This window comes from Streptococcus periodonticum, assembly GCF_003963555.1.
Classification (GTDB): Bacteria; Bacillota; Bacilli; order Lactobacillales; family Streptococcaceae; genus Streptococcus; species Streptococcus anginosus.
The window spans coordinates 78433-101745 of the sequence record NZ_CP034543.1 but is presented as its reverse complement, the minus strand read 5'-3'; the positions used below and the strand labels follow the sequence as shown (position 1 = coordinate 101745).

25 protein-coding genes are annotated in these 23313 nt (G+C 41.9%); 2 read left to right on the top strand and 23 right to left on the bottom strand.

The features are described from left to right. Nucleotides 1-99: 99 nt before the first annotated feature. Nucleotides 100-723: a TetR/AcrR family transcriptional regulator gene (locus tag EHW89_RS00565; protein ID WP_126466394.1), complete on the top strand. Its 624-nt coding sequence runs from the start codon at nucleotides 100-102 to the stop codon at nucleotides 721-723. A 105-nt stretch (nucleotides 724-828) separates the two neighbouring features. On the opposite strand, the gene EHW89_RS00560 is transcribed toward EHW89_RS00565, so the two are convergent. The 18 genes from EHW89_RS00560 to EHW89_RS00475 all read right to left on the bottom strand — a co-directional run bounded on the left by EHW89_RS00560 (nucleotide 829) and on the right by EHW89_RS00475 (nucleotide 18342). Continuing rightward, complete coding sequence (locus EHW89_RS00560) at nucleotides 829-2406, bottom strand: ABC1 kinase family protein (RefSeq protein WP_126466393.1); 1578 nt, start codon at nucleotides 2404-2406, stop codon at nucleotides 829-831. A gap of 108 nt (nucleotides 2407-2514) precedes the next feature. Beyond that, the gene (locus tag EHW89_RS00555) at nucleotides 2515-2793 is read right to left on the bottom strand and encodes a phasin family protein (RefSeq protein ID WP_126466392.1); all 279 of its coding nucleotides are present in this window, start codon (nucleotides 2791-2793) and stop codon (nucleotides 2515-2517) included. 92 nt (nucleotides 2794-2885) lie between these two features. Then, a complete protein-coding gene (locus EHW89_RS00550; RefSeq protein WP_126466391.1) occupies nucleotides 2886-4220 on the bottom strand; it encodes an Nramp family divalent metal transporter in 1335 nt (444 codons plus the stop codon). Nucleotides 4221-4321: 101 nt separating this feature from the next. Continuing rightward, entirely contained in the window at nucleotides 4322-4684 is a 363-nt protein-coding gene (locus EHW89_RS00545) for a DUF1304 domain-containing protein (RefSeq protein ID WP_126466390.1), read from the bottom strand. 12 nt (nucleotides 4685-4696) lie between these two features. After that, nucleotides 4697-5131: a MarR family winged helix-turn-helix transcriptional regulator gene (locus EHW89_RS00540; RefSeq protein WP_126466389.1), complete on the bottom strand. Its 435-nt coding sequence runs from the start codon at nucleotides 5129-5131 to the stop codon at nucleotides 4697-4699. Nucleotides 5132-5223: 92 nt separating this feature from the next. Then, nucleotides 5224-5835, bottom strand: coding sequence for an HAD-IA family hydrolase (locus tag EHW89_RS00535; protein WP_084740599.1), 612 nt, complete (start codon nucleotides 5833-5835; stop codon nucleotides 5224-5226). Further along, nucleotides 5832-7109: an MATE family efflux transporter gene (locus EHW89_RS00530; protein WP_126466388.1), complete on the bottom strand. Its 1278-nt coding sequence runs from the start codon at nucleotides 7107-7109 to the stop codon at nucleotides 5832-5834. Before EHW89_RS00530 ends, EHW89_RS00535 begins: the two co-directional genes overlap by 4 nt. A 135-nt stretch (nucleotides 7110-7244) precedes the next feature. Beyond that, nucleotides 7245-8729: a threonine synthase gene (gene thrC, locus EHW89_RS00525; protein WP_126466387.1), complete on the bottom strand. Its 1485-nt coding sequence runs from the start codon at nucleotides 8727-8729 to the stop codon at nucleotides 7245-7247. Between the two features lie 171 nt (nucleotides 8730-8900). Next, a complete protein-coding gene (locus EHW89_RS00520) occupies nucleotides 8901-9524 on the bottom strand; it encodes a V-type ATP synthase subunit D (RefSeq protein WP_084740590.1) in 624 nt (207 codons plus the stop codon). Between the two features lie 13 nt (nucleotides 9525-9537). After that, a complete protein-coding gene (locus EHW89_RS00515; protein ID WP_070670700.1) occupies nucleotides 9538-10929 on the bottom strand; it encodes a V-type ATP synthase subunit B in 1392 nt (463 codons plus the stop codon). Continuing rightward, on the bottom strand, nucleotides 10916-12706 hold the full coding sequence (locus EHW89_RS00510; RefSeq protein ID WP_126466386.1) for a V-type ATP synthase subunit A: 1791 nt from the start codon (nucleotides 12704-12706) through the stop codon (nucleotides 10916-10918). Before EHW89_RS00510 ends, EHW89_RS00515 begins: the two co-directional genes overlap by 14 nt. Before the next feature lie 104 nt (nucleotides 12707-12810). After that, nucleotides 12811-13506 carry a GNAT family N-acetyltransferase gene (locus tag EHW89_RS00505; RefSeq protein ID WP_126466385.1) on the bottom strand — a complete coding sequence of 232 codons (696 nt, stop codon included), beginning with the start codon at nucleotides 13504-13506 and terminating at the stop codon, nucleotides 12811-12813. Between the two features lie 7 nt (nucleotides 13507-13513). After that, nucleotides 13514-13834, bottom strand: coding sequence for a V-type ATP synthase subunit F (locus EHW89_RS00500; RefSeq protein ID WP_126466384.1), 321 nt, complete (start codon nucleotides 13832-13834; stop codon nucleotides 13514-13516). Continuing rightward, nucleotides 13824-14834 (bottom strand): V-type ATPase subunit, encoded by a 1011-nt coding sequence (locus EHW89_RS00495; protein ID WP_126466383.1) that lies wholly within the window; start codon nucleotides 14832-14834, stop codon nucleotides 13824-13826. Before EHW89_RS00495 ends, EHW89_RS00500 begins: the two co-directional genes overlap by 11 nt. 11 nt (nucleotides 14835-14845) lie before the next feature. Further along, nucleotides 14846-15436, bottom strand: coding sequence for a hypothetical protein (locus EHW89_RS00490; RefSeq protein WP_126466382.1), 591 nt, complete (start codon nucleotides 15434-15436; stop codon nucleotides 14846-14848). 55 nt (nucleotides 15437-15491) lie between these two features. Next, on the bottom strand, nucleotides 15492-15971 hold the full coding sequence (locus EHW89_RS00485; RefSeq protein ID WP_003071156.1) for a V-type ATP synthase subunit K: 480 nt from the start codon (nucleotides 15969-15971) through the stop codon (nucleotides 15492-15494). A gap of 99 nt (nucleotides 15972-16070) precedes the next feature. Beyond that, on the bottom strand, nucleotides 16071-18029 hold the full coding sequence (locus EHW89_RS00480) for a V-type ATP synthase subunit I (RefSeq protein WP_126466381.1): 1959 nt from the start codon (nucleotides 18027-18029) through the stop codon (nucleotides 16071-16073). Next, nucleotides 18019-18342 carry a hypothetical protein gene (locus EHW89_RS00475; RefSeq protein WP_003032005.1) on the bottom strand — a complete coding sequence of 108 codons (324 nt, stop codon included), beginning with the start codon at nucleotides 18340-18342 and terminating at the stop codon, nucleotides 18019-18021. Before EHW89_RS00475 ends, EHW89_RS00480 begins: the two co-directional genes overlap by 11 nt. A gap of 236 nt (nucleotides 18343-18578) precedes the next feature. Between EHW89_RS00475 and EHW89_RS00470 the strand changes: the two genes are divergently transcribed. Next, nucleotides 18579-19424, top strand: coding sequence for a MurR/RpiR family transcriptional regulator (locus EHW89_RS00470; protein WP_126466380.1), 846 nt, complete (start codon nucleotides 18579-18581; stop codon nucleotides 19422-19424). Between the two features lie 67 nt (nucleotides 19425-19491). Here the strand turns inward: EHW89_RS00470 and EHW89_RS00465 are convergent, their stop codons facing one another. The 5 genes from EHW89_RS00465 to EHW89_RS00445 are packed head-to-tail and all read right to left on the bottom strand — an operon-like array spanning nucleotide 19492 to nucleotide 23306. Beyond that, nucleotides 19492-20376: an ROK family protein gene (locus EHW89_RS00465; protein WP_106382603.1), complete on the bottom strand. Its 885-nt coding sequence runs from the start codon at nucleotides 20374-20376 to the stop codon at nucleotides 19492-19494. A gap of 15 nt (nucleotides 20377-20391) precedes the next feature. Continuing rightward, a complete protein-coding gene (locus tag EHW89_RS00460) occupies nucleotides 20392-21312 on the bottom strand; it encodes a dihydrodipicolinate synthase family protein (RefSeq protein WP_126466379.1) in 921 nt (306 codons plus the stop codon). Nucleotides 21313-21340: 28 nt separating this feature from the next. Continuing rightward, entirely contained in the window at nucleotides 21341-21985 is a 645-nt protein-coding gene (locus tag EHW89_RS00455; protein WP_126466378.1) for a DUF624 domain-containing protein, read from the bottom strand. 24 nt (nucleotides 21986-22009) lie between these two features. Next, on the bottom strand, nucleotides 22010-22462 hold the full coding sequence (locus EHW89_RS00450) for a YhcH/YjgK/YiaL family protein (RefSeq protein WP_037596361.1): 453 nt from the start codon (nucleotides 22460-22462) through the stop codon (nucleotides 22010-22012). Nucleotides 22463-22475: 13 nt separating this feature from the next. Beyond that, nucleotides 22476-23306 (bottom strand): carbohydrate ABC transporter permease, encoded by an 831-nt coding sequence (locus EHW89_RS00445; protein ID WP_003071171.1) that lies wholly within the window; start codon nucleotides 23304-23306, stop codon nucleotides 22476-22478. Nucleotides 23307-23313: the final 7 nt, after the last annotated feature.

Sequence of the window (23313 nt, the reverse complement as noted above, 5' to 3'; positions counted from 1 at the left end):
GATATCTCGCAGGTGGTTTACAAAATGTAAACTTTTTTCGATGGTTTTGCTAGACTACATATATTTTTTAAATTAGAATATTTATAAGGAGGGAGCAAGATGGTACTTAATACGAGAGAAAAAATTCTAGAGGCTTTTTTTGAGCTTGCTATGGAACATCCAAATAAAATGCATTTTTCTTTAGCAGAAATTGCCAAAAAGGCTGGAATTTCAAGACAAGCCATTTACAAACGTCATTTCAATGGAAATCATGAAATTCTAGACTATATTCATAAAGAACTTGATGCTGAATTTCGAATGATTTTTCAAACTTATGATAAGAAAGTTTATCCTGATCCTTTTGTCTTTTTTGCAGAGGTAGTGATTCCTATCTTATACACCCACCGAAAACAAATCAGCTGTCTTTTTACAACAGCAGCAGATCCATATTGGAGGGAATTTTTACGAAATACCTATGGACAATGGATTGAACAACATATTACAATTGACTATCAAAAATTAAATATTCCAAAAGAAAAGGCCGCTCAAGTTCTTGTTAGAGGAATTTTGATCTTTATCGAAATTTGGATTACCCAACCTGAAACTACCCCTCCTGAACAATTTGCAGAAACCTTTTTAAAGTTGATTCATTTCCCTCTCACAGACTATGTTTGTTTCAAGCAAACTTCTTCTAATGACAAACTGATCGTTACAAACAGTTTGGAAGATAAAGAAAGGGAGTGAAACCGAACTAATCTTGAAAATTCTTAGTTCATAGTCTTATCTCCCATAGCTCTTCTGAGCTTGAAAAACGGATGAAGAAGTAAGTTGTCACGCTCACTTTTTATGTTATTTTTTTGTGGAGCAGATGATAAGATAGAATAACCACACTAATACCAATCCTGCTAATGTTAACAGAAATTTTGCTAAAAACAGCATGTCTGGATTAAGGGTTAAAATCCCTCCTGTCAGTAATAAAGCTAGGAAGACAAGGCTTAGTACAAGACGATTGGCTAAGGATTCAATATGCCGAAATCGTTGATTGTAGTCAATTAAGTCATGATTGACAACCAAGCGACCGTTCACCACTTGCTCCACAAGTTGGTGTAGTCGTCGCGGAATACTTTTTCCATGCCGTAGCAAGTAAAGTAGTTCGATTAAGAAAGAATCGTAACTCAAAGTCTGGTGCAAGATGTCTGATTTCATATTTTCGAGGAAATATTGCTTGGCTAAAGTCATCAGATTGATGTTAGGAGCTAACTCGCGAAAAAGTCCCTCAATTTGCAAGGCTGCTTTTTCTAAGATCGTCATCTGGGACGGTACTTGCAAATGATGACGCCTACAAATCGCTACTACATCCTCAAACATATTTGTAATAGACAAGGAGCCTAACTCTAAATTGCCATATTTGGTTAGCATGCGTTCAACGTCTTGCTCTAATTGCAATTTATTGATTGGTTCACTAGCAGTCGTAATGGTCAGGATGGCTTGTGTCATCGAGTCAATATCCTGTGTCGTAAAACTAGACAACATGTCGTTTAGAGACACACGAAAACCCGTTTCCAATTCCCCTGTAATTCCAAAATCAATAAAATAAATCTTTCCTTCATAGATTAAAAGATTGCCGGGGTGTGGATCACCGTGAAAAAAGCCATCTTTAAATACCTGCTTGATAAAGCTCAACATAAGTTTCTGACCAATATCTGCCAAGTCATAGCCAGCCTCTTGTAAAAAAGCATATTGATTGATACGGACACCAGGAATGTATTCCTCGACAATCAAGTGCGGAGTAGTAAACTCTGGATAAACCTTAGGAACTCCCACACAAGGAATATCTTGATTATATTGGGCGAACTCATCCATGTACTTAGCTTCGTTGCGAAAGTCAATTTCGTTCAGCAATGTTGTCTGCAACTGTTGCAAAATCTTTGGTAAATCCACCATGGGCAGCAAATGTTTGGGAAAATGACGGGCTAAACGAACCAGAAGAGCAAGGTCTTCTGTAATTTGCTCTTGAATGTGCGGACGCTGAATTTTCAGTACGACTTCATCGCCATTTAACAAAACAGCACGATGAGTTTGTGCCACGGAAGCGCTCGCCAAATGCTCTTGTGAAACATCTGAAAAGAGTTGCTCAATCGGACGCTTTAACTCATCTTCAATCGCAGCCATAACCGTCTCTTTGTCCAAAGGATTGACGTCATCTTGCAGCTTGCTCAATTCCTTGATATAGATTTCTGGCAATAAGTCACTACGGGTAGATAAAATTTGACCGATTTTTACAAAACTGGGTCCTAGTTGTTCAAAAGCTTCTCGCAATTGCTTGGGAGCTTTTTTCTCGTCCAACGGTTTTTTTCGATCTTTCAGATTGGACCAGCCGACTGCACTAAAGGCTGTTAGAATCTCTCGTAAGCGCTTGTTTGCCATAAGGTTATCTCCATCCTGTTTGTCATCATCATTTTTTCTTTCAAATCCTACTTTTAGTTTAGCAAAAAACGCAGCCTTTATAAAGTTGTGACTGCGTTATCAGGAAGATTATTCTTCTGTTTTTGAAAGTCCTTTGAGTAGCTGATCTAGTTTATCTTCTAGTCGTTCAATATCTTGCTTGGTGGCATATACATCATCGGATTGCTCCTCTGGACTTTCAGCCGTTTTTTCATTTACTTTGCGCTTTAGCTCTGACTGAAGCTGCTTGCCTTCATCCACCGTCAAGCGACCTTTGGCAATCAATTCTTTAACAAATTCAGTGGCTTTATCATAGGTCATAAATGTCAATCCAATACCTGCCAGCAAAACTTTTTTCAATTCGTCCATTTTAACACCTCCATATATGCAAATCTTTCCTCTTTCATTATAGCGCTTTTAAGCCATTTATTCTAGAGAAAAATGAAATGATAGACAAATTTTTAAAACAGATCAACTACAAGTTTTACATTCAAAATAGTTAATAAAATAGAAACGGAATAAGCTAAATAGGTATTCCATTTGCTATTGACAAATTCGCCCATGAGCTTTTTATTAGAGCTGAAATACACGAGTGGAAAGATTGAAAATGGCAAGGCGACTGAAAGAAAGACTTGGGAATAGACCAAAAGATTGTCTAGCACCTGTTCTTTGTCTCCGTATAAAATAGCAACAATCACAACCGGTAAAAGAGCTAGTAAGCGAGTTACCAAGCGAAGAAACCACGGCGGCAGCTTCATGTTTAAAAAGCCTTCCATCACGATTTGTCCCGTTAAGGTTCCTGTGATTGTTGAGTTTTGACCACTAGCTAACAAAGCCACTGCAAAGAGCGTTGAGAGGATAGGACTAGCAATAGCATCAGCAATTTGAGGGTCTTTTAAGGCATTGTACATTGCAGAAAAAGCACCAATTTTATCCGCATGTCCAAAGAATAATGCTGCCCCTAAAATCAACAGCAAAGAATTAACCACAAAAGCCAAACTCAATTGAATATTCGAGTCCCACGTCATAAACCGTACAGCTTCATGTACAGATTGTTTAGCCTTGTAGTTAACTTTTCGCGTTTGCGCGATAGAAGAGTGCAAATACAGATTGTGTGGCATGACCGTTGCCCCCACAATGCCCAGTGCTAAGGTCAAAACGGACGTTCCATTTTTACTAGCCGTATGTTGATAAGCTGCCACATTTGGCAAATATCCTGATAAAATATGATGAAGATTGGGCTTTGCAAGGATTACCAGATATAAGAAAATCAATAAAATAGTTAAAATCAGCGTTCCAACGATTGCTTCAATCTTACGAAAGCCTAATTTCATCAAAAAAAGCAACAAGAAAACATCAAAGACTGTAATCAGAATCGAAAATAGCAAAGACCAACCAAATAGTAAATGAAGCGCAATCCCTGCACCGATGACTTCTGCCAAGTCCGTTGCCATTAAAGCCAACTCTGTAATAACCCAAAGGAGATAGCGAACTGGCTTTGACGTATGAGCCGCAATGGCTTGTGCCAAATCCATCCTTGTGACAATTCCTAATTTTCCCGCCATTTGTTGTAACTGCATAGCCATTACAGAAGAAACCAAGACAGCTGATAAGAGCAAATAACGATAGGTGGCACCACCTACAACACTTGTAATCCAATTTCCCGGATCCATATAACCAACGGCAACCAACATTCCCGGCCCTGAAAAAGCTAATAAAGTACGAAAGAAACCAGCGTTTTTAGGCGTTGCAATGCTTTGGTTAACTTCACTTAAGGAAACCTTTTTGTCTGACATTTCTATCATTCTTTCTATTGTAGAATTATTTCTACTATATATTATAGCACAAACTATTAACGGTGGTTAATTTATAATTTTATAATGGTTAATATTTGGTGCTATTTAAACAATAAAATGCTTAAAATAGCTAAAATCGCAGGTCCGCCTTGGGTCAAGATGATTTTCTTATTAGCCGTTACAGCACCATAAGCTGCGACCCCGATAACAAACAAAACAAAAATGGTCACAATTTCTAAATTATGTGAAATATACAAGCCATATAGTAAGAAAAGAGCTAAAAAGGCATTGTAAATCCCTTGATTTTTAAACAAGGAAGTGACGGACGGGCGAGATAATTCTTCCTTTGTCATGTTAAAGACTCGGCTGGTGCTGTCTGATTGGGTAGCGATACTTTCTAGATAAAAGATATAGAGGTGTTCCAGTGCGACAAGTGTAGCTAATATAGTAGTAATGAGTGACATAATTTTTTCTTTCTAATGTTTTTCTACAGTAATCTGATCTAAGCCAGATACAAGTTTTTCTAATAAAGTGCTCAGCGTCCTTTGCTCATCATCCGAGAGAACTTTTTCCATTTGCTTTTTGACATTTACATGATAGGTCGGTGGCTCATGCAAAAGCTGCTCTTTTGCAACATTCGTTACATTCACTAGAACCTCTCGTTGATTTTTGGGATTGCGACGCCGTTGAACATATCCGCGCTCTTCTAAAAGTTTGAAATGCCGAGTTAAAGCCGCAGGATCGATTTTTAAGACCTCTTGCACAGCAACTTGACTGCATGGAGCATTGTCCAATAAAAAATCCAGTATCTCGTACCGCGTTAAGCTAATTTCTAATTTTTGCTCAAAGAGTTGCGTGATAGCTTGATCAGTTAAATGCAATTGGTACAGCAGGTGATGAATGGCAACCATATATTCTCCTTCCCGGCTTTAATTGACTAGTCAATTATTGATAAATCAATTATAGACTATCAAAAAAAGAAAAGCAAATATTTTGCTCCCCTTTAACAGATTATCTGTTTAATCTCTAGTAAATGGTTGATTTCGTGATTAATGTTTGGTCGGTCATCGCAGAAATTGATTGATTGAATACCGCTGTTAAAGGCAACATCTACATCCAACGTCCGGTCGCCGATATAGTAAGTGCTTGTCTTATCCAGCTGGTATTTCTCTACGAGATAGTTCACACCTTCTGGGTCGGGCTTTCTTGCAAATCCATTAGCAGTAGTTACAATTTCTGTGAAATAATCCAAAATCTCTAAATCCGCCAAAATTTGATAAGCATTTTTCCCTTTATGAGTATAGACAAACTGCTGAATATCTGCTTCCTGCGCCCAAGTAAGAATAGCCTTAGCACCATCCATGAGCTGAATGTGAGCATTTTTCTCTTGCAAACTTTGACCTCGAAAGCGGTTCATCTCTTCAGCATCTAAACCTTTTTCTGTTGCGACTTTTTCCAGTAATTTCTGAACAGAATGTTGCAAGATATAAGCATGGATAGCTGGTCTGTCAAAATCCAAGCCATAGTGCATATAGGTTTCCTCAAGCCCCGCCAAAATCGCATCATAAGAGTCCAGCAAGGTTCCGTCCAAATCCCAAATAAAAGCTCTTGTCATGTTTGACTCCTCATTTTTCGTTGATAGATGATTTGTAAAAAAATCCAGCGAAAGGTATTGTCCAAAAGGGTGGCTGTCCAAACTCCGGGCAAGCCCAATCCCAGAGTTACTCCCAGAAAGTAGCCCGCCACAATGCGAATCAGCCACATACCAACCGTCGTGGCATAAAAAGGTAACTTCGCATTTCCCAATCCTTGCCAAACAGCCGTGTAGATGACTGTTCCTGCTGTCATAGGCACACCCAAAAGTGAAAAAAGAATGACCGACAAGCTAGCTGTTACAGCGCCGCTATCCTTTGTATAAAGATGTGTTAGTGGCTGTCCAAGTGCAAAAATAAGCAGAGCCACCGCTAGCATGAGTCCAAGAGATAGCCAGTAGGTCTGCTTCGTCAGCTTTCTAACTGTTTGAAAATCTGCCTGTCCCACCGCATGAGCCACTAACATAACCGTTGCAGTAGCGACTCCAAAACCCGGCATATAGTTAAACTGAGTCAGAACCTCTCCAATAGCATTTCCCGCAACGGCATCTGTCCCGAACTTAACGATAATGGCAATAATCACCACATCTCCAGCCCGCATCATCAGCCGCTCTCCAGCAGCTGGCAGAGATAAACGCAACAAGTCCCAATCCAGCCTCCAACTCCAAGGCGCTAAAGGCAGAGACAATTCTTTCCATAAAATCAATACGCCTACTAGACGAGCTAAAATAGTTCCTAGTGCCACTCCCACAATTCCCATGTGGAAAATAAAAATCGCAATACTAGAAAAAAAGACATTGAGCAGATTGCTTAAAAAACTGATATACATGGGCATGCGAGGGTTGCTAGTTGCCCGAATCAAGGAGCCTAGCGTAGTCATCAGACCCAAAAGGAGAATCGTTCCCCCGATTAAAGCCAGATAAAGACCACCTGCATTGGCGACGACAGGCTCCGTTCCCAGCCAAGCTAATATCTGGCGTCCAAAAACAAGCGAGAAAAGTCCTAGAAAGACGCTCAAAATCAAAGTTAATTTAATGGCTTCGCTAGTGTGATAAGCCAGATTGTCTCGATCTCCTTCTCCCAAACTCTTGGAAATGAGACTGGATACTGCTGTTCCCAGCGCAATAAAAATAGCTTGGTAAATCGTAATAATATTACCAGCAACCGAAACTCCTGAAATAGCCACGAGACCGAGACTCGCTACCAAATACGAGTCCACCATTCCCATTAGCATCTGCAAAAAGTTTTCGACCATGGCTGGTAGGGCAATATTTAAAATCTTTTTATAAGTGGTCATACATCATGAAACTCCTGCTTTTGATTATACACTTTTCTGCACTTTGCTGGCAATATTTTGTTTACACCCTGTTGCAATCTGAAAACACTCAGCTGGTAGCCAACTGAGTGTTTGTTACAAAAATTTATTAGATTATTAAAGTCCTAAATAGCTTTCTACTGCTGCCTGCATTTGGTCAGCAGCGACAGTCGTTTTATGGCGGACTTGTGCGTTTTCTAAGCCATCCACCGCTGGCGGAACTGCCACACCGGAAAGCTCATGTAACTTAGCCAATGCTTCAAAATCACTCAGACCTGTCTGCCCAGTCACAGCTTCGACTGCCACAACTGGGAATTTGTAAGGACTGGCGGTTGAAGCAATAACAGTCGTAGTCTCATCACCTGTAGCTGTCCGGTATTTTTGATAAACAGCTGAAGCGACCGCTGTGTGCGGATCTTCAATGTAATCAGACGCCTCATGAACTCGTTTGATTTCAGCTGCTGTCTCAACTTCGGTGGCATATTCTGCCGCAAAGAGTTCTAAAATAGCTGGATCAAAATCAGTCAACTCATACTGACCATGCTGATTGAGAGACTTCATCAAATCCGCTGTCTTTTCTGCACTATTTCCTAACAGGTGAAAAATTAAACGCTCTAAGTTTGAAGAAACTAAAATATCCATAGACGGACTAGACGTTACCTTAAAGCTACGCTTTTTATCATAGACCTGCGTCTTAAAGAAATCGGTCAAAACATTGTTTTCATTGGAAGCACAAATCAACTTGCCCACCGGAAGACCGATTTGTTTAGCATAATAGGCTGCTAAGATATTGCCGAAGTTTCCAGTTGGAACAGCAAAATTAACTGCTTCGCCTGCCTGAATCTGACCGGTTTTAACCAATTGTGCATAGGCATAAACATAGTAAACAATCTGTGGCACCAAACGCCCGATATTCATAGAGTTGGCAGAAGAAAATTGCAACTGATGTGTAGCTAAACGTTCCCGAAGAGCCGCATCATTAAACATGCTTTTGACATTGGTCTGGGCGTCATCAAAATTGCCCTCAATAGCCACCACATGAGTATTGTCCCCCGTCTGAGTGGTCATTTGCAGCTCCTGAACCTTGCTGACACCGTCTTTAGGGTAAAAGACGATGATTTCCGTTCCTGGCACATCGGCAAAGCCTGCCATAGCTGCTTTTCCGGTATCACCAGAAGTCGCCGTCAAAATGACAATTTTATTTTTCAAACCATGCTTTTTCGCTGCCGTCGTCATCAAATGTGGGAGGATAGACAAGGCCATATCCTTGAAAGCAATCGTAGAACCATGGAAAAGTTCCAAATTGTATTGCCCGTTCAGTTTCACCAAGGGAGCAATCTCTGGTGTGTCAAATTTGCTGTCATAGGCATTGTTAATGCAGTCATCCAGCTCTTGATCTGTAAAGTCATCTAAAAAAGCAGATAAAATCAATTTTGCAACTTCCTGATAGGAAGCATCTTTGAGTTTAGTAAAATCCAGCTCTAGTTGCGGATAAGAAATTGGCGTAAAGAGACCACCGTCCGTTGCTAACCCCTGCAAAATAGCCTGACTGGCTGTCACCGTATTGTTTGCGTCACGCGTTGATTGATAAACTAAAGTCATGAGTTTCTGTCCTTTTCGTGTAGTCTGTTTTATTATAACATGATTTATCAGAAAATTCCCGCATTTTATGGGAAATGTGAGAGAGTGGAGTTGGAGATTTTTATTGTTTATATAGCTACCTCAAAAAAACAAACGGACGTGAGTTCATAGAATCCACCATCCGTTTTGTTTTTATTTCACCTTCATTACTCTCACTAGACTAGCGCGCTCGGCTTCTTCTAGCTTCATTTCGATATAATGAATGGTTTCTGTGAGATCTGGAATGGTTGCATACTCTAAGCCATTGACCCGACGGCGGGTCTTTTCAATCTCATCTGCCATCAGCTGGCAGCTCTTTTCAATCTCTGCTAAGTGCAGGAGGTCGGGCAATAAGTTGCCCATATCCTCAATCGTCTCATCCATCTGGCTGTTAGAAGCCACATAGCTATAAACCACATCTCCCTCATCATCACCATAAGGATTATCAATATGAGCATGCATTTTTGGCACCTGCACACTCATGATATTCTCCTGTTCGATATGGAGGTTGACTTCTCGCATAGGGACAGCAAAAATCTCTTCTACCATGAGGTCACTTTCCAAGGTTTTCGCCAATACAAAATCCTGCATGTGACCAACCAGAGCTGTTTCAACTTTTTGGCGAAGGCGGTTGTTTTCGCGAACAGCTTCAATGAAACGACGCATCAGTTCATCTCGCTTATCCTTGAGAAGTTTATGACCGCGAGTAGCTGTTCTCAGGCGCTCTTTCAGGTTGTTCAGCTCCATTCGGGTTGGTTTGACATTTAAACGAGCCATTCAGATCACCTCCTTAGGCTTGCTGTTTACTTTCTGGTAAATATTGATCAATCATGTCGTCCTTGATCCGCTTAAGCTCCGTCCGTGGCAAAATAGACAACAATTCCCAGCCTAAATCCAAACTTTCTTCAATCGTCCGATTGGTATAAAAACCTTGATTGATATATTCTTTTTCAAATCGCTCGGTAAATTGAACATAGAGCTTGTCGGTGTCAGATAGTGCGGATTCTCCCAGTACAACCGCTAATTCTTTGGCTTGTTTGCCTTGTGCATAAGCCGCAAAGAGCTGATTCATGGTTGCTGCATGGTCTCCCCGAGTCTTTCCTTCGCCAGACCCCTTGTCTTTGAGGCGCGAAAGAGACGGCAATACGTTAATCGGTGGACGATAACCGCTGTTGTAAAGGTCACGCGACAGGATAATCTGGCCTTCGGTGATGTAGCCTGTCAAATCAGGAATGGGGTGAGTGATGTCATCCTCAGGCATGGTGAGGATAGGAATCTGCGTCACCGATCCTTTCTTTCCCACCAAGCGCCCCGCCCGTTCATAAAGGGTGGAAAGATTGGTATAGAGATAGCCCGGATAACCTCGACGTCCCGGCACTTCTCGACGAGCTGCGGATACTTCGCGCAAGGCCTCGCAGTAGTTGGTCATATCTGTCATGATGACGAGAACATGCATGTCTTTTTCATAAGCCAAATATTCAGCAGCAGTCAGGGCAATCCGCGGTGTCGCAATCCGCTCAATAGCAGGATCATTGGCTAGATTGATAAAGAGGATAGAGCGGTCAATAGCTCCCGTTTCTCGCAAGTCATTCATGAAAAACTCGGCTTCTTCAAAGGTAATCCCCATAGCCGCAAAGACTACTGCAAAATTTTCTTCTGAATTGAGCACCGTAGCTTGACGAGCAATCTGGGCAGCCAATTCCTTGTGAGGCAGACCTGAACCAGAGAAAACTGGCAATTTTTGTCCTCGAACTAAGGTATTGAGGTGATCAATGGCTGAAATCCCAGTCTGGATAAACTCATCGGGATAATCTCGTGCGACTGGATTGATGGCTTGACCGTCAATATCCAAGTATTTTTCCGGCAAAATATCTGGTCCACCGTCAATAGGCTTGCCCATACCGTTGAAAATTCGTCCTACCATATCTTCTGACACTGGCAATTCAAGCGGTCTGCCGGTAAAACGAACCTTGGCTTTTTCTAGATTGATACCGCTGGAGCCTTCAAATAGCTGCACCATCGCCTTGTCTTCCTGCACTTCCAAGACCTGTCCCTGACGCTTGGTTCCGTCATGGAGCTGGATTTCCACCAGCTCATTAAAATGTACACCTTCGACTTGCTCCACAATCATCAAGGGACCGACAACTTCACTGACGGTACGGTATTCTTTAATCACGTTCATTGATTGCTCCTCCTTGGGCAAGAATATCATGCAGTTTTTCTCGAATAGCGGTATCCAAACTGCGAATTGCTTCCAACTGATCCTCTGGGATAAATTTAGAGCGGGCAATCCGATCGCGTAGCTCCACAGTACCATTCATGACTTCAGTAAAGTAAGCACCTAAATTCAAGGCACGATTGGCTTCCTCATCAAATATTAGGATATTAGTGAGCAGAGCCACTTGCTTTTTAAAGGAAGTGTAGGTATCAACCTCATCAAAAGCATTCTGCTGCAGGTAATCCTCACGAATCATCTTTGCTGTATTCATGGTGAGACGATCCCTTTCAGACAGAGAATCCAGACCAACCAGCCGCACAATTTCCTGTAGCTCACTCTCTTTTTGGAGAATATTCATCGCCTTGGTCACTTTTTCCGACCAAGCCAACTGCTCATGCTGATCGATATATTGACCCACCTCGTCTAGATAAAGCGAGTAAGAGCTAAGCCAGTTAATCGCAGGGAAATGGCGACGTTGTGCCAACTGAGCGTCCAAGCCCCAGAAAACTTTGACAATCCGCAGAGTGTTTTGCGTGACTGGCTCAGAAATATCTCCACCCGGAGGGGAGACAGCGCCGATTGCGGTAATGCTTCCCTCACGCTCGTCACTCCCTAAGGTTTTAACCCGACCAGCTCGTTCGTAATATTCAGCAATTCGGCTGCCCAGATAGGCTGGATAGCCTTCGTCACCTGGCATTTCTTCCAAACGCCCGGACATTTCACGAAGTGCTTCTGCCCAACGAGATGTTGAATCTGCCATAATAGCGACAGAATACCCCATATCTCGGAAGTATTCAGCAATCGTAATTCCTGTATAAATAGAAGCCTCACGCGCCGCAACTGGCATATTGGACGTGTTAGCAATCAGAACAGTTCGCTGCATGATAGACTGACCAGTTGCTGGATCAATCAACTCTGGAAATTCATTCAGTACATCGGTCATTTCATTGCCTCGCTCGCCACAGCCCACGTAGATAACGATATCCACATTGGCAAATTTAGCGACCTGGTGCTGAACAACGGTCTTGCCTGCTCCAAAAGGACCTGGAACAGCAGCCGCACCGCCCTTGGTCACGGGGAAAAAGGTATCAATCACTCGCTGGCCCGTCACCAAAGGCTCCTCTGGAATCAGCTTTTGAGCAAATGGGCGACCTCGGCGAACCGGCCATTTCTGCATAAGACTGCCAACAAAGATAGATCCATCTGCCTGCTCAATCTCATAGACAGGCTGATCGACAGTATAACTCCCTGCTTCTATCTTGGTCACACGACCACTGACACCAATTGGCACTAGAATGCGGTGGACTACCAGCTCGGTTTCTTGAACCGTACCCAGAATATCTCCAGCGGTCACCTCTGCTCCAATCTCCAGACAAGGCACAAAGTTCCACTTGGTCTCACGATTCAGATGAGGCAGCTGCACTCCGCGCACCAGAAAATCACTCTGCGTCACCGCTTGAAAGCGTGCCAAAGGCCGCTGAATTCCGTCAAACATTTGCGAAATCAGCCCCGGTCCCAACTCAACCGATAACGGACTCCCTGTTGTTTCTACTGGTTCTCCTGGCCCAAGACCAGAGGTTTCTTCGTATACCTGAATAGAAGCCTCATCTTGACGCATCTCAATGATTTCCCCAATCAAGCCCAAATTGCCCACACGACAAATATCCTGAATATTCGCTTCCTGCATCCCAGAGGCAACTACCAAAGGACCCGAAACTTTTATAATCTTTCCTTGACTCACAATCTTCCTCCATTCTTTGGGAGATTTTTGCTTATTTTCTATCCTTGCCGTGATCTTGAAATCTTTCTTAGCTATCTCTACAGCAAAAATTGATACTTCTTATTTTAAAAATCAGATAAGGCTTTTATTTGTTGCCCATTTTCATCGAAATTATCTGGGCTTAGCCATTTTTCTAAACGAGTTTTGACCGCTGACCAGTCCTTGTCAATCATGGCTAGCCAGTCAGTATCTCGGTTCCGGCCTTTATAAACAACTGCCTGACGAAACCTGCCTTCGTAGGTAAAACCAAGCCTTTCTGCTGCGCGCCTTGAAGGCTGATTGAGTGCATCGCATTTCCATTCGTAGCGGCGATACTCCATCTCTTCAAAGACATAGCGCGCCAGCAAATATTGGGCTTCAGTCCCTTGTCTGGTTCGTTTTAACTTGGGCGAATAGGTCACAGACCCCACCTCAATGACACGGTTGCCTCGGTCAATCCTCATTAAAGCGAAAGTTCCCAGCGCCTTGCCACTCTCCTTGTCCACAATGGCATAGTAAAAACGATCTGGAGCTGCCAGCATCTGATCTAGCAAGGCCGACCACTCATCCTGACTTTGAACAGGATTTTGAAAGAGATACGTCCACATATCAGCAGGAGAATCCGGACCATAGACTTCATACAAATCCGCCCCATGTTTGTCCTTGGACAGGCATTCAACGATAACATATTGTCCTTCTAGTCGCTCCAGATTGGGCAAATCTCCCGGCTTGAAATTCGGCAGGGCATCTCCAATGGGCTGGCCTAATTCATTTATTTTCATAAAAACCTCACAATATATCCTGTCCAACTGCTTTTTCTACGTTCTTACGAATACGTCTCTGTCCTAATCCTGTTACTCCTTTATGAGTCGGGATTAAGATAATCGCTGGCAACACTTGCTTATCATAGTAAGCCAGCGTTTCAGGGATTTCAGCAGCCATGTCTTCTGTCAAATAAATAATAGCAAAATCTTCTCGGCTCAGTCGTCGTAAAGTATTCACCACATCGGTCACTTCGGTGACTGGAAAAGTCTGAAAACCAATCAGGCGAAAAGGCAGAATGGCATCGCGGTTCCCCACCACACCAATTTTATAAGTTTTACTGGCCATAAATCGGTCTCATCCTTTCTTTGATGATCTCTACTGGAAGCTGGTTCGTCAAACCAGTCAAAATAAGTCGAAGATTCTTCACTTCCAACTCTTTTCCAAATAAATAACGAACCAGCAGAAGCGGACCACTTGTTTCAAATCGTCCTTGCTCTAAGAGTTTAAACTGAACCAAGTCTGCCAAATATTCCAGTTCAAGATTTGTCAACTTACCCGAACGCATTTTTTCTTCATAAGTGCTCAGTTCTGCGTCAAATTCCAATGGATTAACTTTGGAAAACCAGCCAGCAAGATCGCCTTTTTCAGCCAACTCAATCCACTCTACACTCGTCAAAGAGCCTTCATCTGATAACAACTGTGTCATGAAACTGTGCGGTTTTTGGTGCCGAATCGCTCGCTGCACCGTTACTGCATTATAAAAATCAATCGTCAACTGTACCAATTGCTTGAGCCGCTCATCTTCAAATGCAGACTCCAAGCTTTTTAAGTGCTTGAAATAAGCCAGATCCATTCCAATTTCCAGAACGCGTACATCTTGATAATCTTGATATTCCGCCCAAGTCGCCGCCACTTCATCCGCCATAAATTTAGGACAATGTTCAGCAGAAAAGGTTGCAACCAAATGCTCCAAAATATCTAAAGGATAAGGTCCAACAGAAATCAACAGATGCTTTAAATTCAAACCTGTCGCCTTGTGCTTAAGCAACACCTTAAGATTGTGATAGGTATATTTGAGCGTAAAAAACTCCACCAAAGCAGATTCTGGACTAACTTCAAAAGCCCAAGTATACTCTGCAAACAAATGTTTCATGAGAAACCTCTCAATCGCATTTAAGTCTGTTAGTTGCTCATAATCCAGATTATAAACCGTTCCTTCCAAAGCTGCTGACCGACTTTCAGAAGTGAAAGTCCGCAACAACTGCTCGTATTGCGCTAAGCTTAAAAAGCTACTCTCATGAATGCTAATTTCTGTATTCACTTGAGCGAAGGTCTTTTCATTCATAGAACGCCTCCTTAGTCTGCTTCATCTTGGAAAATCGTCTGAGCAAGCTGATAACTCTCCTCCTGCCACAAAGAATCTACTAAATTGCGATAGAGGTAATTATCGTCAATATTGCCTCGCGAAAGGAGAAAACCTGCTTCTCCATTCACAGGAGAGGAAGCCAATCTTACGTGCGGATAGTGCTCTAATAATCGTTCCAATTGTCCAGCCGAATATTTAACCAATGTCCGTGAGCCAACTGTCAAAACCAGCTCTTCTTGAGGATACTTTTTTAAGATCTGCTCCAAAAAAGCCTGTTCCTGTTTGAGCGACCAAGCCGCCATCTGCTCATAAGCTCCTGCAAATAATTCTTTCAAAATCCGTTGCTTGGTCACCAAAGTAGATTGACGTTTTTCATTTTCAAGTTGCTGCACTTCACGCTGTACTTGACGTTTTAGCACTTTTACTTCTTGCTCACGTTGTTGCATTTTTTCTTGTTTCAGCCGTGCTTTTTGTTCTTTAGTTTCGCGATCAAGGGTTTCTTGGGCATTAGCTACTAACTGTCGCCCATTTTCATGCGCCTGCTCTAAAACCGAATCCCTCAATTGAGATTCAAATCCCATATCTGCCTCCTTCTATGAAATCAGATGGTTCAAGACCCTAAAAACTGTCTCATTTTCATTTCACATTCAAAACCATTAAAAGAGACACAACAAATGCAAGGATAGCATAGGTTTCGACCATGGCAGCAAGGATTACTCCTTTCATCACGTCTTCAGGACGTTTCGCCAAAATCTGCATGCCTGCTGTCGCTACATTTCCTTGATATTTAGCAGAATAATAACCAACAATTCCGATTGGAAGTGCGGCAAAAAAGAGTGCCAAGCCTGTTTGGAGAGCCATTTCGGGTTGAACTTTAAAGAAAATTAAAATTCCAATAACAAAACCATACAAACCTTGCGTACCTGGCAACAACTGCAAAATCAAAGCGCTAACAAATTTCTCAGGCTGTTCTTTTAACAATGCTGCTGCAGCCTGACCGGTCGAGCCGACATTCCGCGCAGAACCAATACCACTAAGAAAAATCGCCAGAACCACACCTAGTGCTGCGAAAAAGGCACCGCCATAAGTTGAAAAATAAGATGAAAAAGCTTGCATAAATAAACTCCATTTCTAATAGTAAATACTATTTGTTTGATTGTTCTAATTGTCAATGGTATAAAATTCTGTCTGAGCAATTAAAACAATTTCGCTGAACTACTTTTTGTAGCGAACATATTTCCCTGCTGGTTTCAAAGGTTTAAAGGCTTTTCCACCACCATCGTAGAATTTTCCAAAAAATTCAACAAAAATTAAACGTGCTCCATGTACATAGCCTGATAAAAAGGAGAGGAACATATTGATACTGTGAAGGGCGATAAATAGGACAATACCAATACTGAAGCGAGCAAAAGGAGGAAAGAGACTAACAATTAAGTTAAAGGCTGAACCAATACTCGCACCTGCAAGACCCAAAGCCATAAGTCTCGTGAAACTCACCAAATCGCCCACATAACTGCTGATATTGTATAAATTAAACAATGCAGGCCCCAATCCTTTCAAACTCTTAGCGCTGATAATAGAAACGAGTACAATACCCACAGCATTTATAATAGCAAGCCATTGTCCAATCAAACCAGCAATAGCAAGCGATGGGAATAATCGGCCCGCTGCTAATAAAGCCAGCCCGACGAGAATCAGCATCCAAGCAAAACCTGAATTATAGGCTTCCGCATAGTCTTTCATGCGAATGTTCTTTGCACCACTGAGATAAAGCCCTGTCATGACTGTAATAAACCCAATCACGACCGACATAATCAGAATGGTGATCACATCCGTACTGGTATCAACAATCGCAAAAGGCAATTTGAAACCAAAGAATGAACCGTAGATGACTCCCCAGAGTGCAACACCGACTCCTAAAATTCTAAAAAAGCGTAAATTCTTAGCCAGATTTGACTTGATATGTAGAGCCTTCAAAGCCCAACTTGTTCCACCAAAGAGCAACAAACCATAACCAATATCAGCTGCCATCATACCAAAAAAGATAAAATAAAACAACGACACAACGGGTGTTGGATCTTTGTCTTCGTACTTCGGCAGCGAATACATTTCCGTTACCAACTCAAACGGCTCAATCAGCGCATTGTTTTTGAGTTTTGTCGGCACGCGCTGTCGATCAGCTGCCGTCATTTCATGGATTTGAAGCAAGACAGCACCACCAAATTGCTGCGTGAGTCCCATTCTTAAATCTTCTATCTGCTCCTGCTCAATCCAGCCCTCTAAGGCAACCAAATTCTGTGTACTAGCAAGAGCTTCCTTGATTTCTTGACGAGAAGTTAAATTCAATACATAATCCAACTGAAGCTTGAGCTGTTGCAGTTCCTTACTGGAAGCTGCAAGCTGCGTTTGCGTTGAGCTGATAACCGTTTCTTGCTCCTTTATCGTTTCTTTTAACGATGTCAAACGCTCTTTTGGTAATTCTTCAAAAGCATATTCAAAAGGTTTGAAACCAAGCTCTGTCAAGAATGCTTGCATTTCCTTAGCTGTTTCTGCTTTACATAGCACAAGAATTCCACTTTCTGTGGTACTGGTGAAAATCTCTTGGACTTCCAGATTAGGATAGTCCCGTAATCGAGCATTTAGCTGATTGTTCTCACTGCTTGGAATGCTTCCCACAAACGCACGAAGGTGTTTAAAATGCTTAAGTGCTGACGGCGTAACGGCTAAACTCGCCCATTTTTCTAGCTCTGCCATCTCCGACTGAGCCATCTCTTTTACTTCCTGCGCCCTTGCCAACGCTTGAAATTGTTGCTGAATATTGACAAGAAGAGCTTCTTCATCACGCGCCTGCCCCGCTTGCTCTAAATCCACAAACGTTATTTCCAAAGGCACTTCCTTCAACGACTCCAGTAATTTTTTCTTGGGCACAAACGCCTGCAAACGTTCAATCATATTGGCAAGTTTTTCCTGCCGCCGAGTCAAAGTTTGAAGATGTTCCGAGAAAGACTTATCAGGATTCCACACCAACTCTTGCTCAAAAGCTCCCTGCCAAGTCTCTTTTGCCTGCAAATCCTGAATCTCAACTGACTGGAGATTTTGCAAATAAGAAAGGACATCATCCAACAAATCTTTTGGCAATAGCAACGACAACTCTTGCATGTGACTAATGGCCATATTTTTCTACCACCCTGTCCACAATCATTTGCAGCAGTACCTCTTTTTTATTTGACAAAGCTGCTTGGGCTTTTTCTTCGTTCTCTTGTCTCGTTTTTTCTAAGTCTTGTGTCAAGTTGGCAATCTCTTTTTCAGATTGTTCTTTTAACTCAACAAGCAATTGTTGCTTTTCTTCATCATAGACTTTCTCTAGCTGTTTCAGATTGCTGCTAGCTTGCTCTCGCAATTCCTGAATTTGACTTTTATAGCTCGCCAACACTTCATCTGCCGCTTGCTCGATTTCCTGCATTTGCTCAAAAGTAGCGTTCGTCATGTCTTGCACCTCCTTTGTATCATACAATGGCTGTAACGTTTACTTGTGTAAATTATAACACATTTTCAAACCATTCGTCACAAAGTTTTATTGGTTTTCTTCGCTTAATTGAAATCATTTCACCCTATGCTATTTATCAAGCTACCTAGCGTCCTATTTTGTAAAACTATGTTATAATACAAATAGGTTTTTCAAAACATTTGTTCTATATCATTACAAGTAAAGAGAGTACATCTATGGAAAATACGCAGCATATCATGGCGAGGATTGAAAGCCATTTTGATAGCATGACTGACTTAGAAAAGCGGATTGCCAACTACTTTTTGAGCCCTTCTAGTATCTATGACGATCTCTCTTCTCAAAAAGTTGCGCAAACTCTCTACATTTCTCAAGCAGCCTTGACACGCTTTGCGAAGAAATGCGGATTTAAAGGCTACAGAGAGTTTAATTTTCAATATATTCACCAGTTGCAAGACAAATCAGAGCAAACTGAACATTTGCAAAATGACTTATCTCGTAGAGTGCTGCGAAACTATGCTCAAATCCGTCAACAAACTGAGGAATTGGTTGATGAAGACAAATTGCTACGCGTTGCCAATCTTATCGAAGCAGCTGACCGCGTCTATTTCTTTGGAACTGGAAGCTCTGGTCTTGTCGCACGCGATATGAAACTGCGCTTCATGCGGCTTGGTGTTGTCTGCGAAGCGTTGACAGATCAAGACGGCTTTGCTTGGACAACCAGTATCCTAGATGAAAATTGCTTGGTTATTGGATTTTCTTTGTCCGGAGGAACGCAATCTATCATCAACAGTCTCATCGACGCTCAAGCAATGGGCGCTAAAACGGTGTTAGTAACAGGACACCCCAACAAAGTCAAAGAAAACTTTACTGAAATCATCACCGTTGCTACTCAAAACAAGCCGGAGTATATCTTACGCATCTCAGCACAATTTCCTATGCTACTTATGATCGACCTCCTTTATGCCTTTTTCCTAGAAATTGACCGAGAAAGAAAAGAAAAAATCTTCAACAGTTTTTGGGAAAATCAAAAATTAAATGGCTATTACAGACGACACAAATAAGGCACCAAACAAAAATGAGCATCTCCTCACTAAGGATTTGCTCGTTTTCATTATAGAAGGCTTTTCGTTAATGATGTTTATTTTTAAAGTGATAATAAGCTCCAAACATCCCCGCAGCATTTTGATGATGAGCGAAAGCGAGCTTGGTTTTTTCAGCAATACTTGGCACCAAACAGGCTTTCATAGCAGCCTCAATTCGAGGACGGAGAATGGCTTCTTGACCCATAATGCCGCCACCTAAGATCACGACTTCGGGATTGACCACATAGCAAATATTCGCAATCCCTTGCCCCAAATAATTGACCATGCGGTCGATTCCTTGGATACAACGTGCATTTCCTTCTGTTGCTTCTTTGAAAACGCGGCGTCCATTCCACATAGTCGGATCTTCTCCGTGAAGCTCTGCTACATAATTGACCAAGGCAGTCGTTGAAGCCACATCTTGGAAAGCACCGTCTGGCAGATACACATAGCCGACTTCACAGGCCGAATTACTAAAACCGTGGAAAACCTGACCGTCCACCAGCAAACAACCACCAATCCCTGTTCCAATCGTCAAACAAATCGCAATACTCGCTCCCTTGCCGCTGCCTGACATGACTTCCGACAGACCAGCACAATTGACATCATTTTCAATTTCACAAGGAATGGAAAATGCTTCTTCCAACACTTTCTTGAACTGAGTACCTGCATAGTTCGGAATCTGAGGACCAGCATAAAAGATTTCTCCTTTATCTGGATCGACCATTCCAGCCGAGGAGATACAAACCCCAGCAACTGGAATTTGTTCTAAATAACGTGCTACAATTCCCTTTACCTTGCGCAAAATTTCTGGACCGCCCTTATGAGCCTCTGTTGGGATTTCGTGCGCTTCCAGCAAGGTATCAGTATCATCTATCAGACCATATTTGATATTTGTTCCACCAATATCAATGGCAATATATTTCCCCATAATCCACCTCTTTTTCTATGACAAGAACGTTTCCTTAGCTACACGAATCAAGCGAGCTGCTTCTTCTACAATCGGATGATCTGTGTCTGTCACTGGTGTTAACGGAGCACGAACAGAACCAATGTTTAGATTTTCATTGATTTTCAAGACTTCCTTGATGACAGAATACATATTCCCATGAGCAGCTGTTAATTTCCCGATGATAGCATTAATGGTAAATTGCAGTTCTTTTGCTTTTTCCAATTCTTTGTCAGCAATCAATTGATTGAGCTTCAAGAAAAGTTCTGGCATTGCGCCATACGTTCCGCCGATACCTGCTCTCGCTCCCATCAGACGACCACCTAAGAACTGCTCATCTGGACCATTAAAAACGAGATGGTCTTCCCCGCCAAGTGCGGCAAATGTTTGAATGTCTTGGACAGGCATGGAAGAGTTCTTCACACCAATCACGCGTCCATTTTTGAGCATTTCTGCATAGAGACTCGGCGTCAGAGCTACACCTGCCAACTGCGGAATATTGTAAATCACGAAGTCTGTTTGTGACGCAGCTGCGCTAATGTCGTTCCAATATTGGGCAACCGAGTATTCTGGCAAGCGGAAGTAAATCGGCGGAATAGCCGCAATAGCATCCACTCCCAAACTCTCTGCATGGCGCGCCAACTCCACACTATCCTTGGTATTGTTGCAAGCGACATGGGCAATAATCGTTAATTTCCCTTTTGCCACCGCCATGACTTCTTCCAAAATCAATTTTCTATCGGCAACGCTTTGGTAGATACATTCACCAGACGAGCCATTGACATACAAGCCATGAACTCCTTTTTTGAGGAAATATTCTACTAACGCCCGCACGCGCTCCGGGCTAATCTCACCTTGGTCATCATAGCAGGCATAAAAGGCCGGAATGACCCCTTCGTATTTTTTTAAATCTTTCATAGTTTATTCTCCAATTTGATTGATTTTATCATTTATATTTATTAAAAATGTTCTCCATGATAGGCAATTGCAAAAATCCTAAGGCTGCAAAGCCGACTAATACAAAAAGAGTAAAGCCTAGCAGCAACACAAATCCTGAACTAGAGAGGAAAAAGATGATTGTAGCTAATAAGGCTATTATCAAAAAGAACCACGGGAAATGCAAACTTACCATGATCAGTCCCGTTTGTAATAGATCTTTTACCGTCATTTCAAACTTAGCTGCCAAAGGATAGACACATAAAAATAGCAAACTAGCAAAAATGATGACGCCGATACAGGTTGCTTTTAACATTTGAAATGGCATTGTTTCATGCTTCCAAAAAAGCAGGAGGTCAAATAGACTGATACCTACAATGCTGAGTTCTAGCAAACCAAGTTTGAAACCGACCTTCCAATTTTTCCTAAATGCTTGTACATACGTTGCTGTGACTTTTACACGACGTGCACCCTTGATTTCAAACAAAGTTTCATACAAGCTAATTTTGGCAATACCAATCGTAACAAGTGGTAGACAAGACAGCAGAAAAAGAAGATTGACTGTCACTAAATCAAGAATTTTTTCACAAATTCTCATGAATAAATTATCCGTATTAAAAATAGATTTCACTAACTGAGAGCTTTTGTTCTCCATGCTCAATCTCCTTTATTTTTCTAGTTAGTCAAATAGCACTTTTACCACGCATTTCTTGACCGTCAACCCCTTGCCAGCAAAACCATTTGGGTGATGAGCTTCTTCTGGTAAAAACGCCACAAAATTCCGATGATCCAAAACTAGCGGATAGACTTGGTTGCAAGTGTTAAAACCAATATCTTTCTCTGCATCATAAACTTTGCGAAGTTCCGTTTGCTCATAGCCATACTGGATTATTTCTCGCCCTTCCAAGAGAAAATGCAAATCCAAATAACGATGATGAAATTCAAAGCCATCATTCTCTTCTTGATTAAGCTCATTTTCCTGCACAAAGAAGAAAACTTTGTCTCCATTAATCTCATACCGTCCTAATTCATAATTGCTTAAATCGTGAGTTAGGAGATAATCAATGGCACAATCTAAATGATTATGGATACCTTTGTAATGGGCGAGATTTTCCAATTCATCGAAAATCATTCGTTTTCCCTCCTTATCCTTTCACAGCTCCCATGGTAATACCTTGTGTGAAGGATTTTTGGAAGACAAGAAAGACGGTTACAATCGGAACAGCTGCCATAGCAGCACCAGCCATAATCAAACCATAATTCGTTGCCATTTCAGCTTGCATCGTTGCCACTCCAAGTGAAATCGTTAGATTCTGCCGCGATGTCAGCATGACCAATTGCATAAAGTAATCATTCCATGTGTTGATAAAGGTAAAAATGGCAAGGGCAGCAAAACCTGGTTTTACAATTGGAAAAGCTACATTCCAAAAAGTCCGAATTTCACCACAGCCATCAATCTTAGCAGATTCCAACAATTCCGTTGGGATATTTTCACTAAATTGCTTCATGAGGAAAACCCCAAAAGGCCAACCGACAAGAGGCAAAATAACTGCAGCTAGTGTATCATGAATTCCCATAAAGTTGACAATGCGGACCAAAGGAACCAGTACTACTTGTTTAGGCAGAGCCATAGCAGCGATAAAAGTTGCAAAAAGAATCCGCTGCCCATAGAAACGTTTTTTAGCCAGAACATAACCCGCTAAGGCAGAAGTAATGCAGACCAAAAACATGGTCGCTAGCGAGATAAACACACTATTCCACATCCATTGCAGGGCCGGGTTTTGCACCATCAGCTGTTGGAAATTTTCTAATGTTGGCATCTTAGGCCACCATTGAGGTGGAATGACGATCGTATCTGGCTGCGATTTGAAAGCCCCTGTTAAAATCCAATAGAAAGGAAAAACAAAGAGAACGGTCAACACCAAGAGAATAATCGTTGACATTACCGTAAAGGCACTCATTTTTTTCTGTTTCATCTTGTCT